This is a genomic window from Arenibacter algicola (assembly GCF_018860365.1).
GTDB classification, from domain to species: Bacteria; Bacteroidota; Bacteroidia; order Flavobacteriales; family Flavobacteriaceae; genus Arenibacter; species Arenibacter algicola_B.
Genome location: NZ_JAHKPO010000016.1, coordinates 23,661 through 49,762 on the forward strand (window position 1 = coordinate 23,661; position 26,102 = coordinate 49,762).

Below are 26,102 nucleotides of genomic sequence, written 5' to 3' on the forward strand. Positions count from 1 at the left end.
TATATGTAAGAATATAGGTCTCAAACGTATCGTTTACTTATAATATAGTTAATTAAATCTACAATTCTGCTACTGTACCCGGTTTCGTTATCATACCATCCAATGATTTTAACCATTTTGCCGATTACAGAAGTCATCAGAGAATCAAACGTACAAGAGTAGTAAGTATTGTTTATATCAATAGAAACTATGGGGTCTTTTGTGTAATATAGAATGTTTTTAAGTTCTTTTTGCGATATTTTCAGAAAAGCATCATTAATTTCTTCTATGGTGGTCTGCCTTTTAACATTAAAAGTGATGTCGGTCAAAGAGCCATTGGGTACTGGAACCCTTATGCCACAACCTCCAATAACATCGGATAGTTCCGGAAATATTCTGGTTAAGGCTTTGGCCGCTCCGGTTGTGGTAGGGACAATGGATTGTGCAGCTGCCCTGGCCCTTCTTAAATCCTTATGCGGTTGGTCGTGCAGACTTTGGTCCGTGGTGTAAGAATGGATAGTGGTTATATAGGCCTGCTCTATTCCGCAAAGATCTTGAATTACCTTGATCATTGGCGCGGCATTGTTTGTGGTACAGGAGGCGTTGGAAATAATGTCATCTGATTGGACCAGGGTTTTATGGTTTATTCCAAATACCACCATCTTTATGTCATCTTCGTTTGGAGGTACACTAAGAATAACCTTTTTCGCCCCATTTTTTATGTGATATTCCAAGATAGCCCTATCCTTGAACTTCCCAGTGGCCTCAACAACAATATCAACTTTATGATCGGACCAAGGAATGTCTTTGGGTGAACTGTGATTTAATAGGGCGACCTTTTTATTTTCTACGATTATGTTTTCGCCCCTGTGGGATACTTCTTTTTGAAATACCCCGTGGATGCTATCGTATTTTAGTAAATGGGATAGTGTAGGTGCATCTGCCAAATCGTTTATGGCCACCACTCTTAAATGAGCTTGCTCGCTAAGAAGTCTAAATAGGGTACGGCCAATTCTACCGAAGCCGTTAATACCAATATTAATTTGTTTCATAAAAAGGGTCAAGCCAATTTATCCGCATAATTACGGATTGATATTCTAGATATGGGGTGTAAGGGGTACTTACTTTATATGTTTGTGTGCCTTGTACGATGAACGGACCAAAGCCCCGCTTTCTACATGCCTAAAGCCTAATTTTAGACCTATTTCTTCATATTTCTTGAACTGGTCCGGTAAAATAAACTCCTTTACCGGTAAATGTTTTTTGGAAGGCTGCAGATATTGGCCTATAGTGACCACATCTACATTGGCCGCCCTAAGGTCCTCCATGGTTTGGATTACTTCTTCCTCCAATTCGCCAAGTCCCAACATTATTCCCGACTTGGTGCGGTTGGCACCGTGCTCTTTTAAATAGGAAAGGACGCCAAGACTTCTTTCATATTTTGCCTGTATGCGGACCTCCCTTGTTAATCGTTTTACGGTTTCCATATTGTGGGAGATTACTTCGGGCCCAACAGCAAGGATTCGATCTAAATGGGTATGGATACCTTGAAAATCTGGAATCAATGTCTCCAATGTAGTATTGGGGTTCATTCTTCGTATGGCTTTCACTGTTTCGGCCCATATAATGGAACCCATATCCTTTAGGTCGTCACGATCCACAGAAGTGATAACGGCATGTTTTATGTCCATTATTTTAATGGATCTGGCCACTTTTTCCGGCTCTGCCCAATCTACATCTTCAGGTCGCCCTGTTTTTACACCGCAAAATCCACAGGAACGGGTGCAAACATTTCCTAAAATCATAAAAGTGGCGGTACCTTCTCCCCAACATTCGCCCATATTTGGACAACTGCCCGAGGTACATATGGTATGAAGGTTATACTTGTCCACCAAGCCCCTTAACTGGGTGTATTTTTTGCCTGTTGGAAGTTTTACCCGTAACCATTTGGGTTTGCCTTTTGGGGGGATGACACTGTCTATAGTTTCGATACTCATACTATGATTTTGTGCAAATATACGAAATGGGTTATAGTTAAAATACCAAATGACGGCAAAGTATGGGAATGCCAAAGTCTATCTGGTGTCAGCGTAAATTTAATGGGTTTTTTATAAGGGGCAGGGAAGGCAGTAAAAGATATTGGACCTGGTACACGGGACAATATATAAGGGGCGGAAGTCTGCCTGAAGAAGGTTAGCTGTATTAGTTGGGAATTGAAGGTTTATTCTTTTCATCTTCCAACGTCCTGGCACCTTTGTTCAATTGAACTTTGCTTCTGCCAAAACAAGAGTGACCTAGCAGTACTAATTATTATTTTTAATAATTTCAGCAAGAAGCCTTTTTGCCCTTAGTAGTTTAACTTTTACATTATTGATAGGTTCCCCAAGTTTTTCGGCAATTTCAGCATAGGGCAGTTCCTGAAAATACCTTAGGTTTATTACTTCTTGGTAATGCGGTTTTAGCCTTTTTATGTACTCCAATAAAGCAGCTAAATTTTGTTCTGTAATTAAACTGTCTTCGGGGGAAGGGGCGTCATCCAAAACCTTCTTAATGGCTTCGCTGCTACTTTCTGGGTTACCTTGTAGAACATTTCTTTTGCTTTTGCGGATGAGGTCGATGTGCAAATTTTTGGAAATGGCGATCAGCCATGTCTTAAACTCATAGTCCTCGTTAAAGGTATGTATCTTGTCAAAGGCCTTCGAAAATGTCTGGATAGTAATGTCTTCGGCATCGTTCTCATTTCTGGTCCTGACCAATTGAAAGCCGTAGACGTCGTTCCAGAAATTATTTAATAATGCACTGAAGGCTATTTGATTGCCTAATTTGGCTTTTTCAATAAGATTGGGAAGAGGTTCTTCGGTTTTGTCCAAGATAAGAAAATGTAAAGGGTGATAATAGGCAGATTTCTATTGTGTAACGGAATCTTTTCTGCAGTCCTGCTCGGTAGGGAGTTTTCCGCAGTATCCACATGCTTCACCGTCCTTATTTAAAAACGGGCTCTGACTGGCGCATGTTCCCGCAAATTTACCATCCTTTTTAGACCATATTTTTATTGCAATACCAGCAAAAGCAAGTGCTAGTAGACCTATTGTTAAAAATAATAATTTCATATCCCTGCATTATTTAATGCAAAGATATGAAATTTATAACCTTCCCAAGAAGGATTAAGATTACTTTAAGTCCTTTATTTAATAGGAAATATTGGCCACTATATTCTCTATGGTAGGCTTGGAATTACCTCCTGTTGGCTCAATGGTGATATAACCAACGGCATTTTCACCATAGGGCAGGGCCATTAGTTTTTCACTATTGCTGGCCTCCTGTATTACTCCTAGGTTGAGCATTTGTCCGTTGACCTCTGCCCACATTTGGTAGCATTGGTTTTCCGGTAGGTTAGGTAATTTGCTTACATTGATATAGGAAAGCTTTTTTACAGGATTAACATAGGCCACAGCCTTAAGTTCCTTCGCCTTGTTATTGCCTTTTACCGTAAGTCGCTTCGTTTTGGGATTGTTAAGTACAATAAATTGATTTCTAACATCCTCTAATTGTAGGCGCATATTCTCTTCCAGGTTCTGGATCTTATTGTTGACAATAACATTTTCCTCTTGTAAGTTTTGGTTTTGGTTCCAAAAGAAATAGGAGGCACCTGCAAAGAGCAGGGCAGCAAAACTGGCTGCAATGGCGTACCTATAGAATTTTGATCGTACGGAATTTTCCTTTTTGATCCTAGTTTGAATTCTTTCTTTGAGGCCTTCCGGAGTTTTTATGGCATGTAACTTGGCAAATATTTCAAGATTTTCCTGAAGCTCAATGTAGGTGTTCCTAACTTCGGGATACATGGCAATATATCTTTCCACTTGTAATGCTTCCTCTTGGGAAGTTGTGCCTAATAGATATTTCTCTAGTAGGTCTGTTTCTAAAAATATTCTGATCTTTTCTTTCATGGCTTTATTATTTCTAGCACAATTTGGTCGGCTATGCTGTAACGTCAGCTTAATAGTTAGGTCCTAGTCTTGTCAAGGTTGTGCTTTAATTCATAAATAAACTTAGTAAACAGGCAAATACCATTGTTGAACCATAAATCTTCTTTAGCTCCCTAAGTCCAATTTTTAATCTAGATTTAATGGTACCTAGTGGTATGTCCAATTCGTCACTTGCCTCCTGTTGGGTCATTCCTTGAAAAAATAAGGCGTCCAATACAATTTGATATTTTGAATCTATTTTATCCAAATTATCCTGAACGTCCATCAAGTCAGGGATTATACCTTCAGTTCCTAGTTTATATACGTCCGAAACGTCCATTTGGATTTCCTTGTCGGATTTGTTGTTTACACTTCTTAATTTGTCTATGGCCGTATTGCGTGTAATCCTAAAGAGCCATGTAAACAATTTGGCTTTTGTGGGGTCGTAAGAATCCGATTTCTTCCAGATTTTGATAAAGCTTTCCTGTACAACATCCTGAGCCAATTCCTCATCGCGCACTACCTTATAGGCAACCCCATATAAGGTATCGCCGTAGTGTTCATAAAGAAGGGAAATGGCCTTGTCATTTCGCTCTTGAAGAAGCTCAACAATATGATTTTCCAGTAATATGCTCATATAATTAGTGTGTTCTCAAAAAAAAGTTGCTAGGCAATCATCCAATACCTTAGTTTTCCTCGTATATACACAAACGCTAAATTATAAAATTGATTGTTATGCTTAGCGTTTTAATTGGATAAATGGACAGCTGGTAACTGTGCATTTAATTTTTGGTTAGTTTGGTTTGGTATAGCCCCTGGCATTCTTTGTCAGGGGTTATTTTATGATATTGACTTCCGGACTAATCATAATTCCGAACCTTTGCAATACACTTTCAATTATATTTTGGGCCAGTTCAATAATATCCGCTCCCGAGGCATCACCGTAATTCACCAACACCAAGGCTTGGTTTTTGTGTACTCCGGCATCTCCAAATCGCTTTCCTTTATATCCACATTGTTCAATTAGCCAACCTGCTGGAATCTTGAATTCATTTTCGGAAACCTTATAAAAAGGTGCAGAGGGGTTTAAATTGGAGAACTTGTCGAATTGCTGCCTATCTATGACCGGGTTTTTAAAGAAACTTCCACTATTGCCCAATTCCTTTGGGTCTGGCAACTTACTTTGTCTAATGGAAATTACCGCATTGGAGACATCCCTAATGTTGGGATCGGTAATACCGCTATTCTGTAATTCGGAAATAATGGCCCCGTAGTCTACATTGAGTTTGTGATTTCTTTTGGTCAATTTAAAACTTACCGAAGTAATTATGTATTTTCCAAGCCCTTCATTTTTAAAATAGGAATCGCGATAGCCAAACTGACACTCGTCCTTGGTAAAGGTTTTAAGTTCCCTGGTGGTGATTTCCATGGCTTCGCAACTTACAAAGGTGTCCTTAAGTTCAACACCATAGGCCCCTATGTTCTGAATTGGCGCGGTACCGGTATTTCCTGGAATGAGGGATAAATTCTCCAATCCACCATAATCGTGGTCCAAGGTCCACAATACCATATTGTGCCAATTCTCACCGGCATTGACCTTTATTATAGCCTCATCATTATTTTCGGATACTACCTCAATTCCCTTTAGGTTAATGTGCAGTACCAGGTTTTCCAAATCTTTTGTGATGAGCATATTGCTACCGCCCCCAAGAACAAATAAATTGGGATATCCCTTCAGTTCTAGTGCTTGTTTTAGTTCGGCGATCGAATTTATTTCGCAAAAGAATTGGGCCTTGGCGTCAATTCCAAAAGTATTGTACTTTTTAAGGGATATGTCTTTTTGTATATCCATTAATGTGCATATACCTTTAAGGCTTCCTTTAAAATGTGAACCGCTCTTTTTAGGTCTTCCTTTTCCAGTACATAGGCAATTCTGATCTGGTTTGTTCCCAAACCTTCAGTAGCATAGAACCCTGCTGCGGGTGCTACCATTACGGTTTCCCCGTTCAAATTGAAATCCTCCAGTAACCATTGGGCAAAAGTGTCGGCATTGTCAATAGGCAGTTGGGCAATACAGTAGAATGCTCCCTGTGGTTGGGCCACTACCACACCTTCAAGTTTGTTTAATTCGGTTATAAGTATGTTTCTACGCTCCTCGTACTCCTTTTTTACATCATCAAAATAAGACTGTGGAGTTTCCAAGGCAGCTTCACTTGCAATCTGAGCATAGGTAGGAGGGGAAAGACGGGCCTGGGCAAATTTAAGGGCGGTCCGGATCACTTCCTTATTTTTGGAGACCAAATATCCAATTCGTGCCCCGCACATACTATACCTTTTGGAAACCGAGTCTATTATAATGGCATGATCTTCCAGGCCTATTTCCTGAAGAATGGAATAATGCTCCCTGCCATCATAGATAAATTCGCGGTATACCTCATCGGCCACCAGGAACAAGTTGTGTTTTTTTACTATAGAGGCAAGTTTTTTTATTTCTTCCCTTGTATATAAATAGCCTGTTGGGTTCCCTGGATTGCAAATAAGGATGGCCTTTGTCTTGGGTGTAATTAGTTTTTCAAATTCATCAATGGGCGGCAGTGCAAAATTATTTTCAATGTTGGAAACAACCGGTACTACCTTTATTCCACTGGCGTTGGCAAATCCGTTGTAATTGGCATAAAAGGGCTCGGGGATAATAATTTCGTCGTCATTATCCGCTATACTTCCCAATGCAAAGGACAATGCTTCAGAACCACCTGTAGTCACTATAATATTGTCCGCACCAACATGAATGTCATTCTTGGCGTAATATCCGGCAATCTTTTCCCTATAGGATTCGGAGCCTTCTGTTCTACTGTAGGCCAAGACCTCCAAAGTATTGTTTTTAACGGCATCCAAGGCAACTTTAGGCGTTTTTATGTCGGGCTGACCAATATTTAGGTGGATAATCTTGATTCCTCTTTTTATGGCAGCTTCAGCAAAAGGTACTAGTTTTCTTATTGGAGATTCCGGCATTGTTTCGCCTCTCCGTGAAATTGATGGCATATGGATTTTAATTTTAAGCAAAAATGAGAAATCAATACGGACAAAACAATAAAACAACCTTATTTGATTCCATATTAATATGTTAAATGATTCTATTGTCAAGGGATTTGTGTGTAAATTAGAGGGTTAGGTTACTTAAAAATGGGAATAGGATGGCTTTCTTAAGACATATGGTTTTCCTTATTTGGTGCTGGCCCGTTTTGTTGTTATCGCAAAATTTCAAATTGCCTGTTGGAGAAAAGTTTCAAAAGGTGAAGTTTGAATTGGTAAACAATCTCATTGTAATTCCAATAGAGGTAAACGGGGCGGAACTTTCATTTATTTTGGATTCTGGGGTAAATAAGCCTATTCTTTTTAATTTATCGGATAAGGATTCCATTCAGATAAACAATGTATCGGAAATTGTTATTAAAGGCCTTGGTGAAGGAGAGCCAATTGAGGCCTTGAGTTCCGATTCCAATATTTTTAAAATTGGAAAAGTTGTCAATAATGATCAATTGCTTTATGTGGTCATGGACAAGGAGCTGAACCTTTCCCCCAGGCTTGGTCTGCCGGTTCATGGAATCATTGGTTATGACCTCTTTAGGGATTTTGTTGTGGAGGTAAATTATTCATCAAAATATTTAAAGCTTCATGACCCTGACCTGTACAGGCACAAAAAAAGCTCCAAGATCCGTACAATTCCTTTGCGCATTGTTCAGAACAAAGCTTATGTTCAAGGTCATGTGTTTATGGAAAATAAAAGCAGTATTCCTGTGGAACTTTTAATAGATTCGGGTAGTTCCGATGCGGTATGGCTTTTTGAAGACCTGGATAAGGGATTGGGGGTTCCTGAGAAGAATTATGTGGATTTTCTGGGTCAAGGGCTAAGTGGGGGCATTTATGGGAAAAGGACCAAAATAGATGGAATCAGCTTGGGTGGCTTTCAATTAAGGGATGCCAAAACTGCATTTCCTGATCTGCAATATTTTAATTCCATCACCTCTTTGGGGAATAGAAACGGCAGTTTGGGCGGAGAGGTCCTAAAAAGATTTACCCTGGTGTTCAACTATGGTGCTCGTACCTTGAGTTTGCGCAAAAATGCTCTTTTTAATCACCCTTTTGATTTTAATTTGAGCGGGATAGATATCCAGCATAACGGGATGCGTTATATTTCCGAAAGTATAGCCGATGCAAGTGGGTTGGTGTTGGTGGATAGTGGCAAATCGTTCGGGGATGTGCAAATTCTCTTCGAGAATATGACCAGGCTAAGTATGGTCCCGGAAATTATAGTGTCCGGTATACGTGCAGGAAGTCCTGGACATAAGGCCGGTTTACGGGAAGGCGATGTTATTCTGGCAGTAAATGGGAAAAAGGTGCACCACTACAAACTTCAACAAATCCTGCATATGCTCAATGAAAAGGAAGGAAAGAGGGTAAAGGTTCTAATAGAACGATATCAAAAGGATATGCTTATAACCTATGTGCTTAAAGACATGTTCAAATAACTGACATTGATCCCCAAGGTTGATGGTGGCCACTTTAAGGAACCTATCCTTGGGCCGGGGTCTTAGCTTATAATGTAACTGTGCCTTTTTATACGGGTCTCATGAATAAAAAAAGCTTGTTAAATACCTAATTCGGTACTTAACAAGCTTTTGTAATTATGAATGGAATTTATTTGCCTTCTGCCGGCAATACCTTTCCTTTAATTTTTAACACCTTCGTTGGGGTGTCAGCATTGGAAATTACAGTAATCGCCTTTGCAATAGGTCCAACTCTGTTAGTGTCATATTTTACTTGTATCTGGCCGGTTTTACCTGGTAAAACTGGACCTTCCGGTTTTTTTGGAATGGTACATCCACAGCTAGAGCTAACTTTGCTTATAACAAGTGGAGCATCCCCTGTATTTGTAAACTCAAATATCCTTACACCATCACTCCCTTTAGCGATTTCACCATAATCAACGGTTTCTGTTTTGAATTTAATTTTCGCTACATTTTCTTGAGCGGTTAGGCCAAAACCTAAGAGACCAACAAATAGAATTAGTACTATTTTTTTCATTATTTTTAGTTTTTGGTGAATTTCAAAAGTAAATGTTTTTAATGAACCTCCAAAATTCTTTTGTTATGTAATAACGTTACTTATTTTTGTTTCGTATTTCAAAATGGACAAAAACCTTAGAATTACTTCAAGTTTAACCTTAATATTGCACTCATTTAGTAATCGCCCGTATAGGGTTATCAAAAACTGTTCCAAATAATGGAAATTCCTTCAAAATATGAACCTCACAGGGTAGAGGGCCAATGGTACGACTATTGGACCAAACATAATTATTTTCATTCCACACCAGATGATAGGGAGCCTTATACCATAGTAATACCACCACCCAATGTTACTGGTGTATTGCATATGGGGCATATGTTGAACAATACCCTGCAGGATGTTTTGATCCGTAGGGCTCGTTTAATGGGGAAAAATGCCTGCTGGGTACCAGGAACCGACCACGCTTCAATAGCTACGGAGGCCAAAGTGGTTGCCAAACTAAAGGAGCAGGGTATAGATAAAAAGGATATCACCCGTGAAGAATTTTTGAAGCATGCTTGGGATTGGACCCATGAATATGGTGGGGTTATCTTGGAACAGTTAAAGAAATTGGGCTGTTCCTGCGATTGGGAGCGCACTAAGTTTACCATGGATGACAATATGTCCGCCTCTGTTATCAAGGTCTTTGTTGATCTGTTCAATAAAGGATTGATATATAGGGGTTACCGTATGGTGAATTGGGATCCCGAGGCAAAGACTACCTTGTCCGATGAAGAAGTAATTTATGAGGAAAGACAAGGTCTTCTATATTATTTAGCCTACAAAATAGAAGGTTCTGACGAAACCGTAACTATTGCTACCACCAGACCTGAGACTATTCTAGGGGATACTGCAATCTGTATTAATCCCAATGATGAACGTTATGCCCATTTGAGGGGTAAAAATGCAATTGTACCAATATGCAATAGGGTAATCCCTATAATTGAGGACGAATATGTAGATGTTGAATTTGGAACGGGTTGTCTAAAAGTGACCCCGGCACACGACATTAATGACAAGGCTCTGGGGGAGAAACACAATCTGGAGACCATTGATATCTTTAATGAGGATGCCAGTTTAAATAGTTTTGGACTGCATTATGAAGGTAAGGACCGTTTTGAGGTCAGGAAGGCCATTTCCAAGGAATTGGAGGAAAAAGGCTTTTTGGTAAAGACGGAGCAGCATATTAATAAAATTGGTACTTCGGAAAGAACAAAAGCGGTTATTGAGCCAAGATTGTCCGATCAGTGGTTCTTAAGTATGGAAGAACTGGCCAAACCGGCTATAAAGGCGGTTTTGGAGGATGACGATATTAAGTTGTTCCCTAAAAAATTCGAAAATACCTATCGCCATTGGATGGAAAATATCCGCGATTGGAATATTTCCCGACAATTGTGGTGGGGACAACAAATTCCAGCCTATTATTTTGGAGATGGGCAGGACGATTTTGTAGTGGCCGAAAGCAAGGAAGAGGCTTTGGATCTGGCCAGGAAAAAATCTGGGAATTCCAATTTAACATTGAAGGACCTAAAGCAAGATGCAGATGCCTTGGATACATGGTTTTCTTCCTGGTTATGGCCTATAAGTGTTTTTAACGGGATTTTGGAGCCCGATAATAAGGAAATAGAGTACTATTATCCTACCAATGATTTGGTGACCGGGCCGGATATCTTATTCTTTTGGGTCGCCAGAATGATTGTTTCAGGATATGAATACCGCAATGAAAGACCTTTTGAGAACGTATATCTTACCGGATTGGTGCGCGATAAGCAAAGACGAAAAATGTCCAAGTCGCTCGGAAATTCACCGGATGCGCTGAAATTGATTGAAGATTACGGGGCCGACGGTGTTCGTGTAGGGCTTTTATTGAGTTCTGCAGCAGGTAATGATTTAATGTTCGATGAGGCTTTGTGCCAACAAGGGAAAAACTTTGCCAATAAAATCTGGAACGGATTCCGTTTGATTAAAGGATGGGAGGTTGCCGACCTGCCACAGCCAGAGGCTTCCAAGTTGGGAATTGAGTGGTATACCGCAAAATTCAACAAAACCCTTGAAGAGATAGAGGATCATTTCAGTAAGTATCGTATCTCGGATGCTTTGATGGCCATTTATAAATTGGTTTGGGACGATTATAGTTCCTGGTTGTTGGAAATCATTAAACCCGCCTACCAGCAGCCTATAGATCGGATTACATTTGATGTCGTAATCCATATTTTTGAGGAAAACTTAAAATTATTGCATCCGTTTATGCCCTTTCTTACGGAGGAAGTCTGGCAGCACATTGCCGAACGTACCCCGGAACAGGCATTGGTAATTGCTAAATGGCCAAGCCCACAGGCTATAAACGAGGACCTAATAGAAGGTTTTAATTTTGCTGCGGATATTATTGCTGGAATACGTACCATTAGAAAAGAAAAAAATATTCCTATGAAAGATGCGCTACAATTGGCGGTTTTAAATGATGGGGATATTTCCAAGGATTGGGATGTGGTTATTGCCAAGCTCACCAATTTATCGGCCATTGATTATGTTGATAGCGCAGTGGATGGGGCTTTGACGTTTAGGGTAAAGTCCAACGAATATTTTGTACCAATGATCGGCGCTATTGACATTGAGGCGGAAATTAAAAAATTGGAGGAAGAATTGGAATATACCAAGGGCTTTTTGGTTTCGGTAAGAAAGAAGCTTTCCAACGAACGTTTTGTGAGCAATGCGCCTGCGCAAGTAATTGCCTTGGAAAGGCAAAAGGAAGCAGATGCGCTTGCCAAGATAGATACATTGGAGAAAAGCTTGGCTAGTTTGGGGTAACTGTTTGCAATCCCTGTAATTAAGATGCACCCAGTTTAAGGAAAATACGCATGATTTAATGAAAGCATCTTGATTATGGTGAAAAAGATAATAAAAACGGGGATTCTTTCTTTTGGAATGTCGGGCACATTATTTCATGCCCCTTTTTTAAATGAGCATCCTGGATTCCAGTTAACGTCAGTTGTTGAGAGAAGTAAAAAATTAGCTCACAAGAGTTATCCCAATATCAAAAGTTACGATACCATTGACCAGCTTATAGCGGATAAGGACATAGATCTGGTGGTGGTAAATACGCCTAATCTTACGCATTTCGAATTTGCCCTTAAGGCGCTCAAAGCAAAAAAGCATGTTTTGGTAGAAAAACCATTTTGCGTTACCAGCTCTGAGGCAAAGGAACTTTTTGCAGTGGCAAAAAAGGTTGATCGTAGTATTCTGCCATATCAGAATAGAAGGTATGACAGTGATTTTCTTTCCGTTAAAAGTGTATTGGAGTCCGGTAAGCTTGGATCCTTGGTAGAGGCCCATATGCGGTACGATCGGTACCGACATCATATAGGTCCTAAGATTGCCAAGGAAACCCCAGTGCCTGGTAGCGGCCTCTTGTATGATCTTGGGCCCCATTTATTGGACGCGGCCATAGCGCTTTTTGGATATCCATTGGAATGGAGTAAGCATACGGGTCAATTTAGACCAAAAACCCAAGTGGACGACTACGCGCATATACATTTGTTGTATCCCATGGGGGTGCAGGTGTTTATAACTATGAGTATGTTGGTGGTGCAACCCCAAGCTTCATTTGTTCTTAATGGTACCAAGGGTACCTTTGTGAAACAGCGAACGGATATTCAGGAGCAGCAATTGTTGGCCGGAATGAGTCCTGGAAATCCTTTGTTTGGAATCGAGGAATCCGATAAATTTGGTGTGCTCACTACGATTGCAGAGGATGGTGAAAGGCATACGGAAGAAATAGAATCGGTAAAATCCTCCTATCTTAATTTATTTGAAGATGTTTATAAGTCCCTTGCGGATGGAATATCATATCCTATTTCCGAAAAAGATATCATAAGGCAAATTGAGATTTTAGAAGGGTAGATAGCGTAAGTTTCCTTTTTGGTTGTTGCCTTTTTTTGCGAACCTTCCTATTTTCTCCCAAAATCTTTAAGACCATCCCTTTGTTTTTTGGAGGCCTAATTAATTCCCGTTTTATTTAGTCGTATATTTAGAATGGATAAATAAGTGTGCTGTTTTAAAATTTAGGTAGCTAAGTCATTAAAAATGCTCCGTAAAAAAGCTGAAAATGTCTAAATTACCGGACGACCATAAGTTTTTGGACCTATCGGACTACGGGAGGCCAATAGCTAGGGTTATCGCGAACGGATTAAAGAAAACCACTATTACACCTATTCAAGTTACGTTTGGATTCCTTTGTTCGGGTGTTATAGCAGTGGCTTGCATGTATTATGGCTATAATTGGTACGCTGCCTTTTTTTTTATTTTAAAATCTATCTTGGATGCCGCCGATGGTGAATTGGCTCGGATCAAGGATACGCCCTCCTACACTGGCAGGTATTTTGATTCCCTTTCGGATTTTGTATTGAATATCCTTATATTTTTAGTCCTCTGGCAGATAACTACAGCTGATTTTGGTTTAACGGTACTGGCGTTTTTAGGACTTCAACTTCAGGGTACCCTTTACAACTATTATTATGTAATATTGAGGAATAAGTTTAATGGAGATGTTACAAGCCGAATTTTTGAATCTGGGACTCCGGTGGCAATGGTTGGGGAGCATCAGCGTAATGTGAATGTGCTTTTTTGGTGGTATAGGACTCTTTATGGCAGTTTTGACCAAATTATTTATAAGTTGGATGGAGGGGCTGCCAACGGCAGGCATCTTCCCAATTGGCTTATGACGGCCGTATCTACCTTTGGTCTTGGGTTTCAGCTCTTGATAATAAGTGTGATGCTGGTTTTGGAATGGGCAGACTACATAATTCCTTTTTTTATGATCTACTCTGTATTCATTTTTTTGTTTATCGCTATAAGAAAATCATTGTAGGGCAACATACATTCTGGTTTTTCTTTATCATATTATCTATGAGGTCAAAGTTGTTGATTTAGGCATTCCAATAGGGTATTGAGGGTTTTGGAAAATCAGTGTGTGCTTACACATTTTTGTTGATCCATACGTAATATGTACTGTAATATTTCCAAAATATGCCGCGTATGTCCTGATAATTTTTATATTTGTGTACCTACACACTTTTTTAATTCATTAAAGGTCATATAATTATATAAGTTGATTTTCGATGGCAAAGAATAAAAAGACCACCATTCAAGATTTGGCAAACTATGCCAATGTTTCCATAGGGACCATTGATAGAGTTTTGCACAATAGGGGGAAGGTGTCTCCAGCCAAAAGGAAAAAGGTGGAAGAGGCCATAGAGAAATTGGATTTTAACCCCAATCTCCTGGCAAGAACATTGGCCTTGGGAAGACAGTTCACGGTTTGTAGCCTGTTTCCGGAAGCTACCACCTCTCAAAGTTATTGGGCTTTACCGAAAATAGGGGTGGATCAGGGAGTGGAGGTTTATAGGGATTTTGGTATGGATCTCCATGCCTATGAGTACAGTTTGTTTGATGAATCCAGTTTTATTAAAAATGCCGATGCCATCCTCGGTAAGAATCCAAGTGGCGTAATCTTGGCGCCCCTATTTGAAAAGGAAAGTCTAGAATTCATTACGAAGCTGCAAGAAAGGAGTATTCCTTATGTCTTTATAGATGCCAATATCAAGAACAAGGAAAATCTCAGTTATATTGGGCCTGACTTAAAAGGTAGTGGTTATATAGCCGGGAAATTGTTGAATTCGGTCTTGGAGCCTTCAGATGACATTCTTATTGTAAACATGGTAAAAGGATTTGAGAATAGCGCCCATACAGCCGTTGTGGAAAAGGGATTTAGGGAATTTTTTAAAAGCAACGCAGCATTGTCAAATAGGAAAATAGATTCCATTACCATACCCTCTACCCTCGAGACAGAGGTAAGCAGGGAGCTGACCAAATACTATATTAAAAATCCGGGTACAAAAGGGGTGTTTGTCACTAATTCCAGGGCACATTTAATTTCTAGGTATCACGCCTTGCACGAACTGGACATTAAGGTGGTGGGGTTCGATATTGTTCCCGGAAATGTGGCTGAATTGAAGAATGGTAATATCGATTATATTATTTCCCAAAGACCGGTTTTTCAAGGAGTTACTGCGGTAAAGACTTTGTTCGACTTTTTTGTTTATAAAAAATCGCCGGCCATAGTGCAGTATGTGCCATTGGATATAATCATTAAGGAAAACGTAGATTATTATATTAATTTTCAATAAGCGTAATAAATGAAAAAAGGAATTAATTTAGGATTACCGGTTTGCACTCTTTTGCTACTAATTCTTAGTTCTTGTGGTGAAAGCAAGTCAAAAAAGAACGATGTAAATCCTTCGGATGAAATGGTAAAGCCTGGTATTAGGGTGGAAAATAAAGTGTCTGAACAAAAAGTGGATGTCTACTTCGGGGATGAATTATTCACGTCATATATCTACCCGGATAATATTATGAAGCCCTGTTTATGGCCTATAGTGACAGCTGAAGGCACGGAGATTACACGTAAATACCCATTGAAGGCTGTGGCCGGTGAGCGTGCAGATCATCCGCACCATATAGGAATGTGGATGAATTATGGCGATGTTAACGGTATTGACTATTGGGGGCATTCAGAGGCTACTCCCGAAGATCGTAAACCATTTAGTGGTGTTATCAGGCATCAAGAGGTTGTCGAGGCAGATGCGGATAATTCCCAAGGAACGATTCGGGTGCGAACCAATTGGGAAGCTCAGGGCCGTACCCAGATAAAGGAAGAAATTGAACTTCATTTTATGGACAAGGGGAAGGTAAGGATCATAGATTGGATAAGTACTTTAACGGCCCAAGAGGATATTCTATTCAAGGATACCAAGGAAGGTATGTTTGCCATTAGGGTGAGTCGAGAACTGGAATTACCATCAGATGATCCACTAACACTAACGGATGCACACGGAAATCCTGAAACGATAAAAGTAATTAATAATGACGTGGTTTCAGGAGATTACTTGAGCAGTGAAGGGATTACAGGTGAGGATGTTTGGGGTACCCGAGCCAAATGGATGAAACTTTTCGGAAAATACAAGGAAGGGAATGTAGCGGTAGTGATTCTTGATCATAAGAAGAATCCGGGATATCCGGCTTATTGGCACGCTAGGGGCTATGGCCTTTTTGCAGTAAATCCATTAGGACAGAATGTATTTTCGGAAGGAAAGGAATCAATGAACTTGAGCTTAAAAAAGGGAGATTCGGTTCGTTTTGCTTTTCGTACCCTAATATGCTCGGGAGAAATCTCCGATGAGGAGATCAATGCCTTGGGACTGGAGTTTTCTGGACTTTACTAGCCCAATTTCAATGACATACAAGATAAACAAAGTTATTAACGATCAAACCTGGATATCATGAAATCAAATTCAAGTTCAAGAAGAAGTTTTATTAAAAAAACTGCGGCTAGTTCGGCCTTTATAGCTACCGCTGGAATCCTCCCCCAATTTAGTGCCAAAAGTTATGCACGAATTCTAGGTGCCAACGACCGAATTAATGTATCTATGATGGGGGTAAATAGTAGGGGAAAGGCCTTGGCCCAAAATTTTGCAAGCCAGAAGAACTCTGAGGTAATCCATGTCTGTGATGTGGATAGTAGGGCAATAGCGAATTGTCTGTCTGTCGTAAAAGAGCGTCAAGGCAGGGTGCCAAAATCTTATACCGATTTCCGCAAGTCTTTGGAAAGCAAGGATGTGGATGCAATGGTGATAGCAGCGCCAGATCATTGGCATGCTCCGGCATCGCTCCTGGCCATGGAAGCCGGAAAACATGTATATGTGGAAAAACCTTGTAGTCACAACCCGAATGAGGGAGAAATTTTGGTGCAGGCTGCTAAAAAATATGGAAAGGTAATACAAATGGGGAACCAGCGCCGCTCATGGCCCAATGTAGTTGAAGGTATAAAAGCTTTGAAGTCTGGTGCCATTGGACGGGTATATTTTGGTAAGGGATGGTATACCAACAATCGGCAATCTATTGGAATAGGTAAGGAAGTCGAGGTTCCTAAGTGGTTGGATTGGGACCTATGGCAAGGTCCGGCACCAAGAAAAAATTATAAGGACAATATTGTACACTATAATTGGCACTGGTTATGGCATTGGGGTACAGGAGAAGCCTTAAATAACGGCACCCATATGATCGATTTACTGCGCTGGGGTATGCAGGTGGACTATCCTGTAAAGGTGAGCTCAAACGGTGGCAGATACAGATATCAGGACGATTGGGAGACGCCGGATACCCAGGTGATCAATTTGGATTTTGCTGAAGGATTGTCCATGTCGTGGGAAGGAAGGAGCTGTAATGGCAAGCCCATTGAGGGGAGTGCTGTAGGTGTAATGTTCTATGGGGAAAGCGGCAGTATGCTTATACCTAGTGGAAATAGCTATACCATCTTCGATTTGGAGGGTAAAATTGTGAAGGAGGTGAAAAACACCCAAGAAATAGACCCCAGAAATAAATCCAATCCGGCCGAACTTCTGGACGCCTTACATATACAGAATATGTTCGATGCCATTTTAAACGGCACAGCCCTAAATGCAGACATAGACTCGGGACATAAAAGTACCTTGTTGGTGCAACTGGGGAATATTGCACAGCGCAGCGGTAGGTCATTGAATATTGACCCCCAAAACGGACATATTATAGGGGATAATGAAGCTCAAAAATTATGGAGCCGTTCTTATGAAAAAGGATGGGAAATGAAATTATAATATAAAAATATGGCAAATAGAAGATCGTTCTTGGAAAAGCTAGGCAAAGGGGCTGCCTTTTCAACATTGGCACTGTCCTTACCATCCACTGTGTTTTCACAACCAAAATCTGGAGAAAATCCGAAAAAGAAAACAAAAATCATTGGAATTATTGGTGCTGAAAACTCCCACAGCAGAGGTTTTGGGAAAATGTTCAATATAGATAAGAAGTTTCCAGGTTGGGAAGTTAAATACATTTGGGGCGAAAAAGAAGAGTTTGCCCAATTGGCGAAGGACGAAGGCGGCATACCCGTTATTGTAAAAGATCCTTTGGAAATGATGGGCAAGATTGATGCATTGATCGTTGATCATAGGCATGGAGACCTTCATTTGGATGCCGCATTACCGTTTGTAAAGGCGGGTATACCCACCTTTGTGGACAAACCATTTTGTTATAGTAGTCAGGCGGCAAAAATATTTCTGGAAATGGCAAGAGCGGTCGGTACTCCAGTTACTTCCTACAGCTCCATTGCCCATAGCAATGCCACCGAAGATATGAGGGAGCAATTGGCGGAAATGAAGGAAATAAATCAAGTTACCTGTTACGGCAAGGCCGATATCAATTCTATTTATGGAGGCTTTTTCTTTTATGGGGTGCATATGGTAGAACCCCTTATTTATCTTTTTAAGGAGAAAATTATTTCTGCGAGGTTCAACAAGAATGAAAAGGAAAACCTAAACAGTACTGCCAGTTTAATATTTGAAAACGGCAGGATGGCTACCTTGGTTATAACCACTAAAAAGTACGGGTGGCAGACCTTTGTTGAAACGGACGAAGGAGTAGTTGAATTAAAGTCCAGAGTGGAAACGGTAGGTCCTGATAAAAATTATGTGGATATGGTAACGATGTTCAGTACCGGAAAGGAACCCCGCAGCCATGAGAGCATCATTCATGGTATTGCCGTCTTGGAAGCAATTCAAAAATCGATAATTTCAGGTAATTGGGAATATGTTGTATCATGATCTTGAAGTGTAATAAGAAGCTGAATCCTTGGTTTTGGGCCATTGCCTTTATGATTGTTCTGGTATCTCATGGGTGCAAGAATATAGAGGAAAAGAAAGTGCAAGAATTGAAGGCCACGTTAGAATTGAATAATAGTCTGACCGATCTGGAGAAGGAGCAAGGTTGGGAACTACTTTTTGACGGAGTGTCCTTCAAGGGATGGCGAGGTTTGGGCAGAACAGATGTTCAAAACGAACTGTGGAAAATTGAGGACGGAAACATACGGAAACTGAATAGTGGCGAGGTGCCATCCATGCCCGATGGGCAACCCATGGAGGGTGGCGATTTAATCACCATAGATACTTTTGATAATTATGAATTGTATTTTGAATGGAAAATATTAAAGGCGGGCAATACAGGGTTGAAGTACAATGTGTCCGAGGAAATCTCCCAAAAGTTCGGATCAAAATATTCGGCATTGGGATTTGAATACCAGTTGTTGGATGATTCCGATACCCTTTATGCGGGCAAATTAAAACCATCCCAGTATACCGGGAGTCTTTATGACATGATTGCGGCTGAAAATGCAACCGTTAGGCCAATTGGGATGTTTAACTCAAGTCGCATTTTGATAAATGATAAACACGTGGAGCATTGGCTTAACGGCAAAAAGGTAGTTACGTACGAATTTGGTTCCCAGCATTTGGATTCCCTGTTTAAAAAGAGCAAATATGTGGATATTCCAGGATTTTTAGAAAAGAGAAATGGCCATATAGTTCTGCAAAACCATAAGGATGATGCCTGGTTTAGGAATATTAAGATTCGTAGAATTAAATTGGGTGATTAGTTTTTTGATTAAATTGATTCTGGTCAGCTAAATGTAAAATCAATAAATCGTTATGATATTAAAATGTACATCAATTATAGCACTATTCTTTTTTTGTAATATGGCAACATCACAGTCCAATAATACTGACGGAATAGAGGGTATTTTGTATTCCGATGAGGGACGGGTCTCCCTTTCCACCACAAACGGAAAAATTTCAGGAATAAACCGCCTTGCCACGGGGAATAACGTTTCGAAAACATATGTAGCTCCAGGCTTGATAGACGTCCAGATCAACGGCTATATGGGGGTCGATTTTTCAGGTCCCGATCTTACGGTGGAAGGGATAAGGAAAGCTACAAAAGCCTTGTGGAAGGCAGGGGTAACTACTTATTTCCCCACCATTATTACCAGCGATTTCAATAGATTGAAAAAGAATTTCGCTATTCTGGCTCAGGCACAAAAAGATCCGGAAATTGGAAAATCCATTCCCGGATTCCATTTGGAAGGTCCTTATATATCCCCGTTACCAGGCTTTAGGGGTGCGCATTTGGAGAAATATATTAAAAATCCGGACTGGGAGGAATTTCAGGAGTTGCAGAGGGCAGCCAACAATGGCATAAAATTAATTACCGTGGCTCCCGAATTGGACGGTGCCATCCCCTTTATCCGTAATTGTGTGGCCAATGGTATTATAGTGGCACTTGGTCATCACAATGGTAGCGCAGAAGATATAGAACGTGCTATAGATGCAGGTGCAAAAATGGCTACCCACTTGGGCAATGGTTGTGCTAACGAGATAAATAGGCACCATAACCCTATCTGGCCACAATTGGCCGATGATCGCATTACTCCCAGTCTAATCGCAGACGGATTTCATTTGACCAAGGAAGAGGTCCGAAGTTTTTATAAAGTAAAAGGCCCGGATAAAACTATTTTGGTGTCAGATGCCTTGGATTTGGCAGGCTTGCCACCGGGAGAATATACCCGTGGGGAACGTACCTTATTGCTGACTCCCAACGTGGTAAAATTACCAAAGGAAAATGTTCTGGCCGGAGCAGCTTCACCAATAAGTGCTTGTGTAGGGGTAATTATGGATTATACCCAATGTACACTTAATGATGCCATACAAATGGCAAGCACCAATCCTGCAAAGATGTTTTCCCTGAATGAACTAGGTGAAATAGGACAGGGGAAACGGGCCGACCTAATTCTCTTTAAGTTGGAAGATAATCAGGTGATAATCCACAAGACATTTGTGTCCGGACAATTGGTATATTCTAAAGAGTAGCTTCTGCTTCTTCAGAACTTAAATAAGGGAAAAATAAGCATAGGGTTAAAAATTAATAGGTTTTAAACGGGGTATGGGCAATAAATCAATAATCAAAAAAATACTATTGGGACTAAGCGCGGTAGGTCCGGGGCTTTTTCTTATTGGCTACAATATAGGAACGGGTAGTGTTACCACAATGGCCAAGACAGGCGCGGAATACGGTATGAGTCTTTTTTGGGCATTGGTACTTTCCTGTGTTTTTACCTATATTTTAATGGTAGCCTATGGCAAGGTAACCTTGGTAACAGGAAGGACTGCCCTGTTTAATTTTAAGCAGGAATTTAAATGGGGCTGGATACTTTCCCTTTATATTATACTAGTGCTCATAATAGGAGAATTATTGGCGCTTATGGGCGTAATGGGAATAGTGGCCGATTTGGTGCAGGAAGGGGTACGCTTGGCGTATAATGGAGTAGTGGTCCAAAGGGCGTGGATCATCCTGTTTTTTGTTGTAATACTTGCATTCTTTTTGTGGTTTGGCCGTTATAAGGCCTTTGAAAAAGTATTGACGGTTTTGGTTATCCTAATGGGGCTTTCCTTTGTAGTTGTTTTTATTATGGTCCGTCCCGATATGGCGGATATCATGTCCGGTATGGTTCCTAGTATACCGGACACACCAGGTGCCTTGGGGCTTATTGCGGCCATTACTGGAACCACCTGTTCGGCTGCTGTTTTTGTTATGAGAAGTACGGTGGTGGCGGAAAAGGGATGGGGCATCAACGATTTAAAAAAAGAAAAGACAGATGCCTTTGTGTCCGCCTTTATGATGCTTTTATTAAGTGGTGTTATCATGGCCGTTGCCGCAGGAACCTTACATATTTCAGGGATGAAACTGGACAATACGGTAGAGATGATATCCTTATTTGAGCCTTTGGGTGGTAAATTGGCTGCTTTTGTACTTATTATAGGGATTACAGGGGCTGGACTCTCCACTATATTTCCAATTGTGCTAATAGCTCCCTGGTTACTTGCCGATTATAGGGGGACTCCAAGAAATATACATTCCACCACTTCCAGAGTTCTGATATTCGGAGCTTTGTTATTTGCTTTCGGGACCGTTTTTTTGGAGGAAAGACCTCCTGCACTTATGGTGTTTTCCCAGGCTTTTCAGGCCTGTATCCTGCCAGCCGTAGCGGTACCTATGTTTATTTTGATCAACAGAAAACAATTGATGGGGAATAATAAGGCTGGAGCTAAGCTTAATTTTGGCCTAGTGGCCGTAATTCTATTTTCACTGCTTACCACATGGTTTGCAATTGCAGAATTTATATAAAAAAGAAACAATGGAAAAATCATTTCAAATCGAAAATTTGGCAGTAAAAACCTATGGGGAGACAAAGGCCATGGGAGAAGCGGCGGCCGATTATGTGGCCGGGAAATTACAGACTGCCATAAGCGAGAAAGGTGCTGCCAACCTCATATTGGCTACTGGTGCATCACAGTTTTCGTTTTTAGAGGCGCTGCAGACCAGGGAAATTGACTGGAAAAAAATTACCGTTTTTCATTTGGATGAATATAAGGGGCTATCGGAATCCCATCCCGCTAGTTTTAGAAAGTATCTCAAAGAGCGTATTTTAAATAGGGTAGCACCTAAAAAGATATATTTTCTTAATGGCGATGCCGAAAATTTGCAATTGGAAATCAATAAATATGAAGAGGCATTGCAATTGCATCCAATAGACATTGCTTGCATAGGAATAGGAGAAAATGGACATATAGCCTTTAATGATCCTGCAGTTGCCGATTTTAAGGATCCAAAATTGGTGAAGGTGGTGGAGTTGGATGAGGCCTGTAGAAATCAACAACTTGGTGAGGGCTGGTTTCCAACTTTTGCCGATGTGCCCAAGGAAGCCGTTACGCTGACCATTACCGCCATAATGAATTGTAAGGCTATTAGTTGTGTGGTTCCCGACGAAAGGAAGGCCCAGGCTGTTTATAATAGCCTGTACGGGGATATCAGTACCAGCTGTCCAGCCTCTATACTTAGGACCCATCCGGAAACAGTCCTGTTTTTGGATAAAGGATCGGCATCCATGATCAAGTAATTAGTCATGGATCAATACCCTAAAACACGCAGTTATAAGGGACCGATCAAGGTTTTGCTCTTGCTTATTTTATGCTAAGGGCCTCATTGTCGAATGAAATACCTTCCCAACCGCTGATCATAAAATTCCGAATGTTTTGATGGTCTGTGCCCGTTGGATTTTCTAGGACATCTTTTCTGTAATAGGAACCAAAGCAGGCCAAAGTTTCCTCCTTGCTCAACTTGTTATGTTGTGCAAAAGAAAATACTTTACAGGAACCTGAATTTTGGCCAGCCTCATTTATCACTTCCCCATTGGTAAATTTTGATGGTGAAAAATTATAATAAGTGTCAATAATACCTATGGTGTCCCCAAAGGTTATTTCTTCTGGAGTCTTTCTAAGTTTGTCGAGAAATTCGTAAACTGTCATAGTTGAGTGGGATTTTAGTTCAGTACGTAAATTTAGATTATCCCATCAAGAATTAAGTAGGATATGGGAAGTTAATTATTCCATCATTTCTCAAATAGGTTAGGCCTATATTTTTTATCTTTAGGGAAATTGAATAAAATCCAATTTGGTTATTCCGAAATTGTAGTAAGGGCTCATTTTTAATAATTAATCTAGATATAAAATATTTACACATGAAAAAACTAATTTTAGGGATGTTGCTATTGTCATTTTATCCTTTCATGGCGCAGGACATTAAAAAGGAAGTTCCATCCAAGGAAATTCAAATTAAAACTGCTGTTTTGCCCGCTCCTGATGAAAATAAGGATGGTGCTATGGTTTATGGCTATGATAACTCGGGAGAATTGGTAGTTCTGAGAAAGGGAACCAATAATTTGGTCTGCATAGGTGATAACCCGAATAAGGACGGAATCAATGTGGCGTGTTATTCCAAAAAACTTGAACCCTTTATGGCCCGTGGCAGGGAACTTTCAGCGCAGGATCTTTCTGGGGAAGAGCGGGAAAAAATCCGGGCCAAGGAAGTAGCATCAGGAAAATTAAAAATGCCCAAGGAACCTAGTATGATGTACGTATATTATGGAAAATCCGCGGATTATGATGTTACCACTGGAGAGTTACAAAATGGAAAATTTAGATACGTTATTTACACACCTTTTGCAACCACGGAATCTACGGGTTTGCCCGACAAGCCTCACGCTCCGGGAATGCCTTGGTTAATGGATCCCGGTACGCATAGGGCGCATATTATGGTTGGGCCTTTTGATTAAAGTTGTACTTCTTTCAAAACATTTCAGGTCTATGCTCTTGTTTCTGATATATTTTTTTAATGTAGTCTAATAAAACTACCATTAACCCTATGTGTTTGTACTAGGTTTTTCAACTCAGAACAATCTTGAACTAGTCTTGTTTTTAGCTAAATGGTTCTGTTTGTGCAATCTAATTTAAACCTTACATTTGCACGTTTTTAATTTTCAGAAAATATTTGAAAAATGGGCAGTAACAATCTGGTGGACAGGCAGGAGAATGTAGCGGAGACAATAAGTTCGGAAGAGATAGATCAGTGTATTTTTCTACTCAATAAGTTGGTAGGTAATGGGCATAGGGTTTTTGAACTTCCAGAAGACAAAAGAGTGGCCTTGCTAAAGGCCGCGGGCCAGTTGTCTAGACCAGCCAAGAATGAATTTAAACAGCGCAAAAAAGACGCGGCCAAGGCTGCCAAACGCAAGATGATAGAGCGCGATAAGCACGCGCGTAAGGAAACAGGTATTAGAAGTGCCAGGGAAGCTACCGTATTTGTAGCTCCCAAATTGTTGGCCGCTCCCGTCAGGGAAACTTTGGAAGAGCTGGAATTGGAATCCCCGAGGAATTGCTATGTCTGTAAAACGGTATATACCAAGCTACATCATTTTTATGATACAATGTGTCCTGAATGTGGCGACTTTAACTATGCAAAACGCTTTCAGACGGCCGACCTAAGTGGGCAGGTTGCCATAGTTACCGGGTCTAGATTAAAAATAGGCTATCATATCACTTTAATATTGTTAAGGGCTGGAGCAACTGTGGTTGCCACTACAAGGTTTCCAGTGGATTCCGCATTGCGTTTCTCCAAAGAGGAGGATTTTCACGAATGGGGGCACAGATTAAAAATACATGGCCTGGACTTAAGACATATCCCGAGCGTGGAAATCTTTTGCAATTTTATAGAACAACAATACGACCGATTGGATATCCTGATCAATAATGCCGCTCAAACGGTAAGAAGACCAGCGGGCTTTTACCAACACCTTATGAAAAATGAGGAGGTAGGCTTTCGCGATTTGCCCCCAAGGGCGCAAGAAGTACTGTCCGACCACGATTTTTGCCTGCAGGAACTAAATAGCCTTACCAAGGGCACGGCGAGTAATCAAAATAATGCATTACCCGTTAATTGGCATGCACCGGAACCTGGTATTGGCATTAGGGCATCTGCAAAACTATCCCAGATTCCATACAGTTTTGATAGTTCCCTTTCTGCCAAAGAGGTTTTTCCCGAAGGCGAATTGGATGCCGATCTGCAGCAAGTAGATCTAAGGAAAACCAATAGTTGGCGACTTAAGTTGGGAGAGATAGAGACCCCGGAAATGATAGAGGTTCAATTGGTGAACGCTATTGCCCCCTTTGTGCTCTGTAACCGATTGTCAAAACTTATGCGGCAGGAGAATACAGGTAAAAAACATATTATCAACGTATCTGCCATGGAAGGGAAATTCCATAGGTTTTACAAGGAGGATCGTCACCCCCATACCAATATGGCCAAGGCTGCGCTTAATATGATGACACATACTTCCGCACTGGACTTTGCCAAAGATGGTGTTTTTATGAACGCTGTAGATACTGGCTGGGTAACGGACGAGGATCCTATAGAGTTGTCCAAAAGAAAGGAGGAAGTCCATGACTTTCAACCTCCATTGGATATAGTTGATGGTGCCGCTAGGGTCTTGGATCCGTTGATAGACGGTATTAATACTGGTAAACATTGGTGCGGTAAGTTTCTAAAGGATTATCGTCCCATAGACTGGTAATCCGGTATTTAATTAAAGCTATCCCTCAAATAAGGTTTATATCCATTGTATTGCTTTCCGCGAAGTGGTAGGACACTGCATAATTTGTTAGATAATCGGCGTAGGCGGTATCCCCATTTTGGGGACTTCCGGTACTTATTTCTGTTTGCCCTTTTGTAAAATATTAT

Annotated in this window: 24 protein-coding genes; 14 read left to right on the forward strand and 10 right to left on the reverse strand. The window is 40.6% G+C overall.

The window, feature by feature from the left end; all coding sequences use genetic code 11:
* Positions 1-20 precede the first annotated feature (20 nt).
* From gap to KO529_RS14990, 8 genes are all read right to left on the reverse strand, one after another.
* The gene (gene gap, locus KO529_RS14955) at positions 21-1,031 is read right to left on the reverse strand and encodes a type I glyceraldehyde-3-phosphate dehydrogenase (RefSeq protein ID WP_215948687.1); all 1,011 of its coding nucleotides are present in this window, start codon (positions 1,029-1,031) and stop codon (positions 21-23) included.
* Between the two features lie 69 nt (positions 1,032-1,100).
* On the reverse strand, positions 1,101-1,976 hold the full coding sequence (gene lipA / locus KO529_RS14960) for a lipoyl synthase (RefSeq protein WP_215948688.1): 876 nt from the start codon (positions 1,974-1,976) through the stop codon (positions 1,101-1,103).
* 306 nt (positions 1,977-2,282) lie between these two features.
* Positions 2,283-2,849 carry an RNA polymerase sigma factor gene (locus KO529_RS14965; RefSeq protein WP_215948689.1) on the reverse strand — a complete coding sequence of 189 codons (567 nt, stop codon included), beginning with the start codon at positions 2,847-2,849 and terminating at the stop codon, positions 2,283-2,285.
* A gap of 36 nt (positions 2,850-2,885) precedes the next feature.
* The gene (locus KO529_RS14970; RefSeq protein ID WP_031444904.1) at positions 2,886-3,089 is read right to left on the reverse strand and encodes a hypothetical protein; all 204 of its coding nucleotides are present in this window, start codon (positions 3,087-3,089) and stop codon (positions 2,886-2,888) included.
* A gap of 78 nt (positions 3,090-3,167) precedes the next feature.
* Positions 3,168-3,926, reverse strand: coding sequence for an anti-sigma factor domain-containing protein (locus KO529_RS14975; RefSeq protein WP_215948690.1), 759 nt, complete (start codon positions 3,924-3,926; stop codon positions 3,168-3,170).
* An 85-nt stretch (positions 3,927-4,011) separates the two neighbouring features.
* Complete coding sequence (locus KO529_RS14980; RefSeq protein WP_215948691.1) at positions 4,012-4,581, reverse strand: RNA polymerase sigma factor; 570 nt, start codon at positions 4,579-4,581, stop codon at positions 4,012-4,014.
* A 198-nt stretch (positions 4,582-4,779) separates the two neighbouring features.
* Positions 4,780-5,796: a UDP-N-acetylmuramate dehydrogenase gene (gene murB, locus KO529_RS14985; RefSeq protein WP_215948692.1), complete on the reverse strand. Its 1,017-nt coding sequence runs from the start codon at positions 5,794-5,796 to the stop codon at positions 4,780-4,782.
* Positions 5,796-6,986, reverse strand: coding sequence for a pyridoxal phosphate-dependent aminotransferase (locus tag KO529_RS14990; protein ID WP_215948693.1), 1,191 nt, complete (start codon positions 6,984-6,986; stop codon positions 5,796-5,798). The genes murB and KO529_RS14990 overlap by 1 nt, the downstream gene beginning before the upstream one ends.
* Positions 6,987-7,138: 152 nt before the next feature.
* On the opposite strand from KO529_RS14990, the gene KO529_RS14995 reads away from it, so the two are divergent.
* Positions 7,139-8,473 carry an aspartyl protease family protein gene (locus tag KO529_RS14995; RefSeq protein ID WP_215948694.1) on the forward strand — a complete coding sequence of 445 codons (1,335 nt, stop codon included), beginning with the start codon at positions 7,139-7,141 and terminating at the stop codon, positions 8,471-8,473.
* A gap of 169 nt (positions 8,474-8,642) precedes the next feature.
* Here KO529_RS14995 and KO529_RS15000 read toward each other — a convergent pair whose 3' ends face one another.
* A complete protein-coding gene (locus KO529_RS15000; RefSeq protein WP_215948695.1) occupies positions 8,643-9,029 on the reverse strand; it encodes a DUF1573 domain-containing protein in 387 nt (128 codons plus the stop codon).
* 198 nt (positions 9,030-9,227) lie between these two features.
* Here KO529_RS15000 and KO529_RS15005 point away from each other — a divergent pair, with 198 nt between their 5' ends.
* The 11 genes from KO529_RS15005 to KO529_RS15055 all read left to right on the forward strand — a co-directional run bounded on the left by KO529_RS15005 (position 9,228) and on the right by KO529_RS15055 (position 22,926).
* On the forward strand, positions 9,228-11,858 hold the full coding sequence (locus KO529_RS15005; protein WP_215948696.1) for a valine--tRNA ligase: 2,631 nt from the start codon (positions 9,228-9,230) through the stop codon (positions 11,856-11,858).
* 75 nt (positions 11,859-11,933) lie between these two features.
* Positions 11,934-12,950 (forward strand): Gfo/Idh/MocA family oxidoreductase, encoded by a 1,017-nt coding sequence (locus KO529_RS15010; protein WP_215948697.1) that lies wholly within the window; start codon positions 11,934-11,936, stop codon positions 12,948-12,950.
* Between the two features lie 205 nt (positions 12,951-13,155).
* The gene (locus KO529_RS15015; RefSeq protein WP_215948698.1) at positions 13,156-13,917 is read left to right on the forward strand and encodes a CDP-alcohol phosphatidyltransferase family protein; all 762 of its coding nucleotides are present in this window, start codon (positions 13,156-13,158) and stop codon (positions 13,915-13,917) included.
* A 250-nt stretch (positions 13,918-14,167) separates the two neighbouring features.
* Entirely contained in the window at positions 14,168-15,235 is a 1,068-nt protein-coding gene (locus KO529_RS15020; RefSeq protein ID WP_215948699.1) for a LacI family DNA-binding transcriptional regulator, read from the forward strand.
* 9 nt (positions 15,236-15,244) lie between these two features.
* Entirely contained in the window at positions 15,245-16,330 is a 1,086-nt protein-coding gene (locus KO529_RS15025; RefSeq protein ID WP_215948700.1) for a PmoA family protein, read from the forward strand.
* A gap of 57 nt (positions 16,331-16,387) precedes the next feature.
* A complete protein-coding gene (locus tag KO529_RS15030; protein WP_215948701.1) occupies positions 16,388-17,740 on the forward strand; it encodes a Gfo/Idh/MocA family protein in 1,353 nt (450 codons plus the stop codon).
* A 9-nt stretch (positions 17,741-17,749) separates the two neighbouring features.
* Positions 17,750-18,742, forward strand: a complete 993-nt coding sequence (locus KO529_RS15035; protein ID WP_215948702.1) for a Gfo/Idh/MocA family protein — start codon at positions 17,750-17,752, stop codon at positions 18,740-18,742.
* Entirely contained in the window at positions 18,739-19,569 is an 831-nt protein-coding gene (locus KO529_RS15040; protein WP_215948703.1) for a 3-keto-disaccharide hydrolase, read from the forward strand. The genes KO529_RS15035 and KO529_RS15040 overlap by 4 nt, the downstream gene beginning before the upstream one ends.
* Before the next feature lie 100 nt (positions 19,570-19,669).
* Complete coding sequence (locus KO529_RS15045) at positions 19,670-20,839, forward strand: N-acetylglucosamine-6-phosphate deacetylase (protein ID WP_215948704.1); 1,170 nt, start codon at positions 19,670-19,672, stop codon at positions 20,837-20,839.
* A gap of 73 nt (positions 20,840-20,912) precedes the next feature.
* On the forward strand, positions 20,913-22,154 hold the full coding sequence (locus KO529_RS15050) for an Nramp family divalent metal transporter (protein WP_215948705.1): 1,242 nt from the start codon (positions 20,913-20,915) through the stop codon (positions 22,152-22,154).
* A gap of 10 nt (positions 22,155-22,164) precedes the next feature.
* A complete protein-coding gene (locus KO529_RS15055) occupies positions 22,165-22,926 on the forward strand; it encodes a glucosamine-6-phosphate deaminase (RefSeq protein WP_215948706.1) in 762 nt (253 codons plus the stop codon).
* A 64-nt stretch (positions 22,927-22,990) separates the two neighbouring features.
* Here the strand turns inward: KO529_RS15055 and KO529_RS15060 are convergent, their stop codons facing one another.
* A complete protein-coding gene (locus KO529_RS15060; RefSeq protein ID WP_215948707.1) occupies positions 22,991-23,335 on the reverse strand; it encodes a HopJ type III effector protein in 345 nt (114 codons plus the stop codon).
* A 212-nt stretch (positions 23,336-23,547) separates the two neighbouring features.
* Between KO529_RS15060 and KO529_RS15065 the strand changes: the two genes are divergently transcribed.
* Together KO529_RS15065 and KO529_RS15070 are read left to right on the forward strand one after the other, a co-directional pair.
* Positions 23,548-24,141, forward strand: coding sequence for a hypothetical protein (locus KO529_RS15065; protein WP_215948708.1), 594 nt, complete (start codon positions 23,548-23,550; stop codon positions 24,139-24,141).
* 222 nt (positions 24,142-24,363) lie between these two features.
* Positions 24,364-25,935, forward strand: coding sequence for an SDR family NAD(P)-dependent oxidoreductase (locus KO529_RS15070; RefSeq protein WP_215948709.1), 1,572 nt, complete (start codon positions 24,364-24,366; stop codon positions 25,933-25,935).
* Positions 25,936-26,102: the final 167 nt, after the last annotated feature.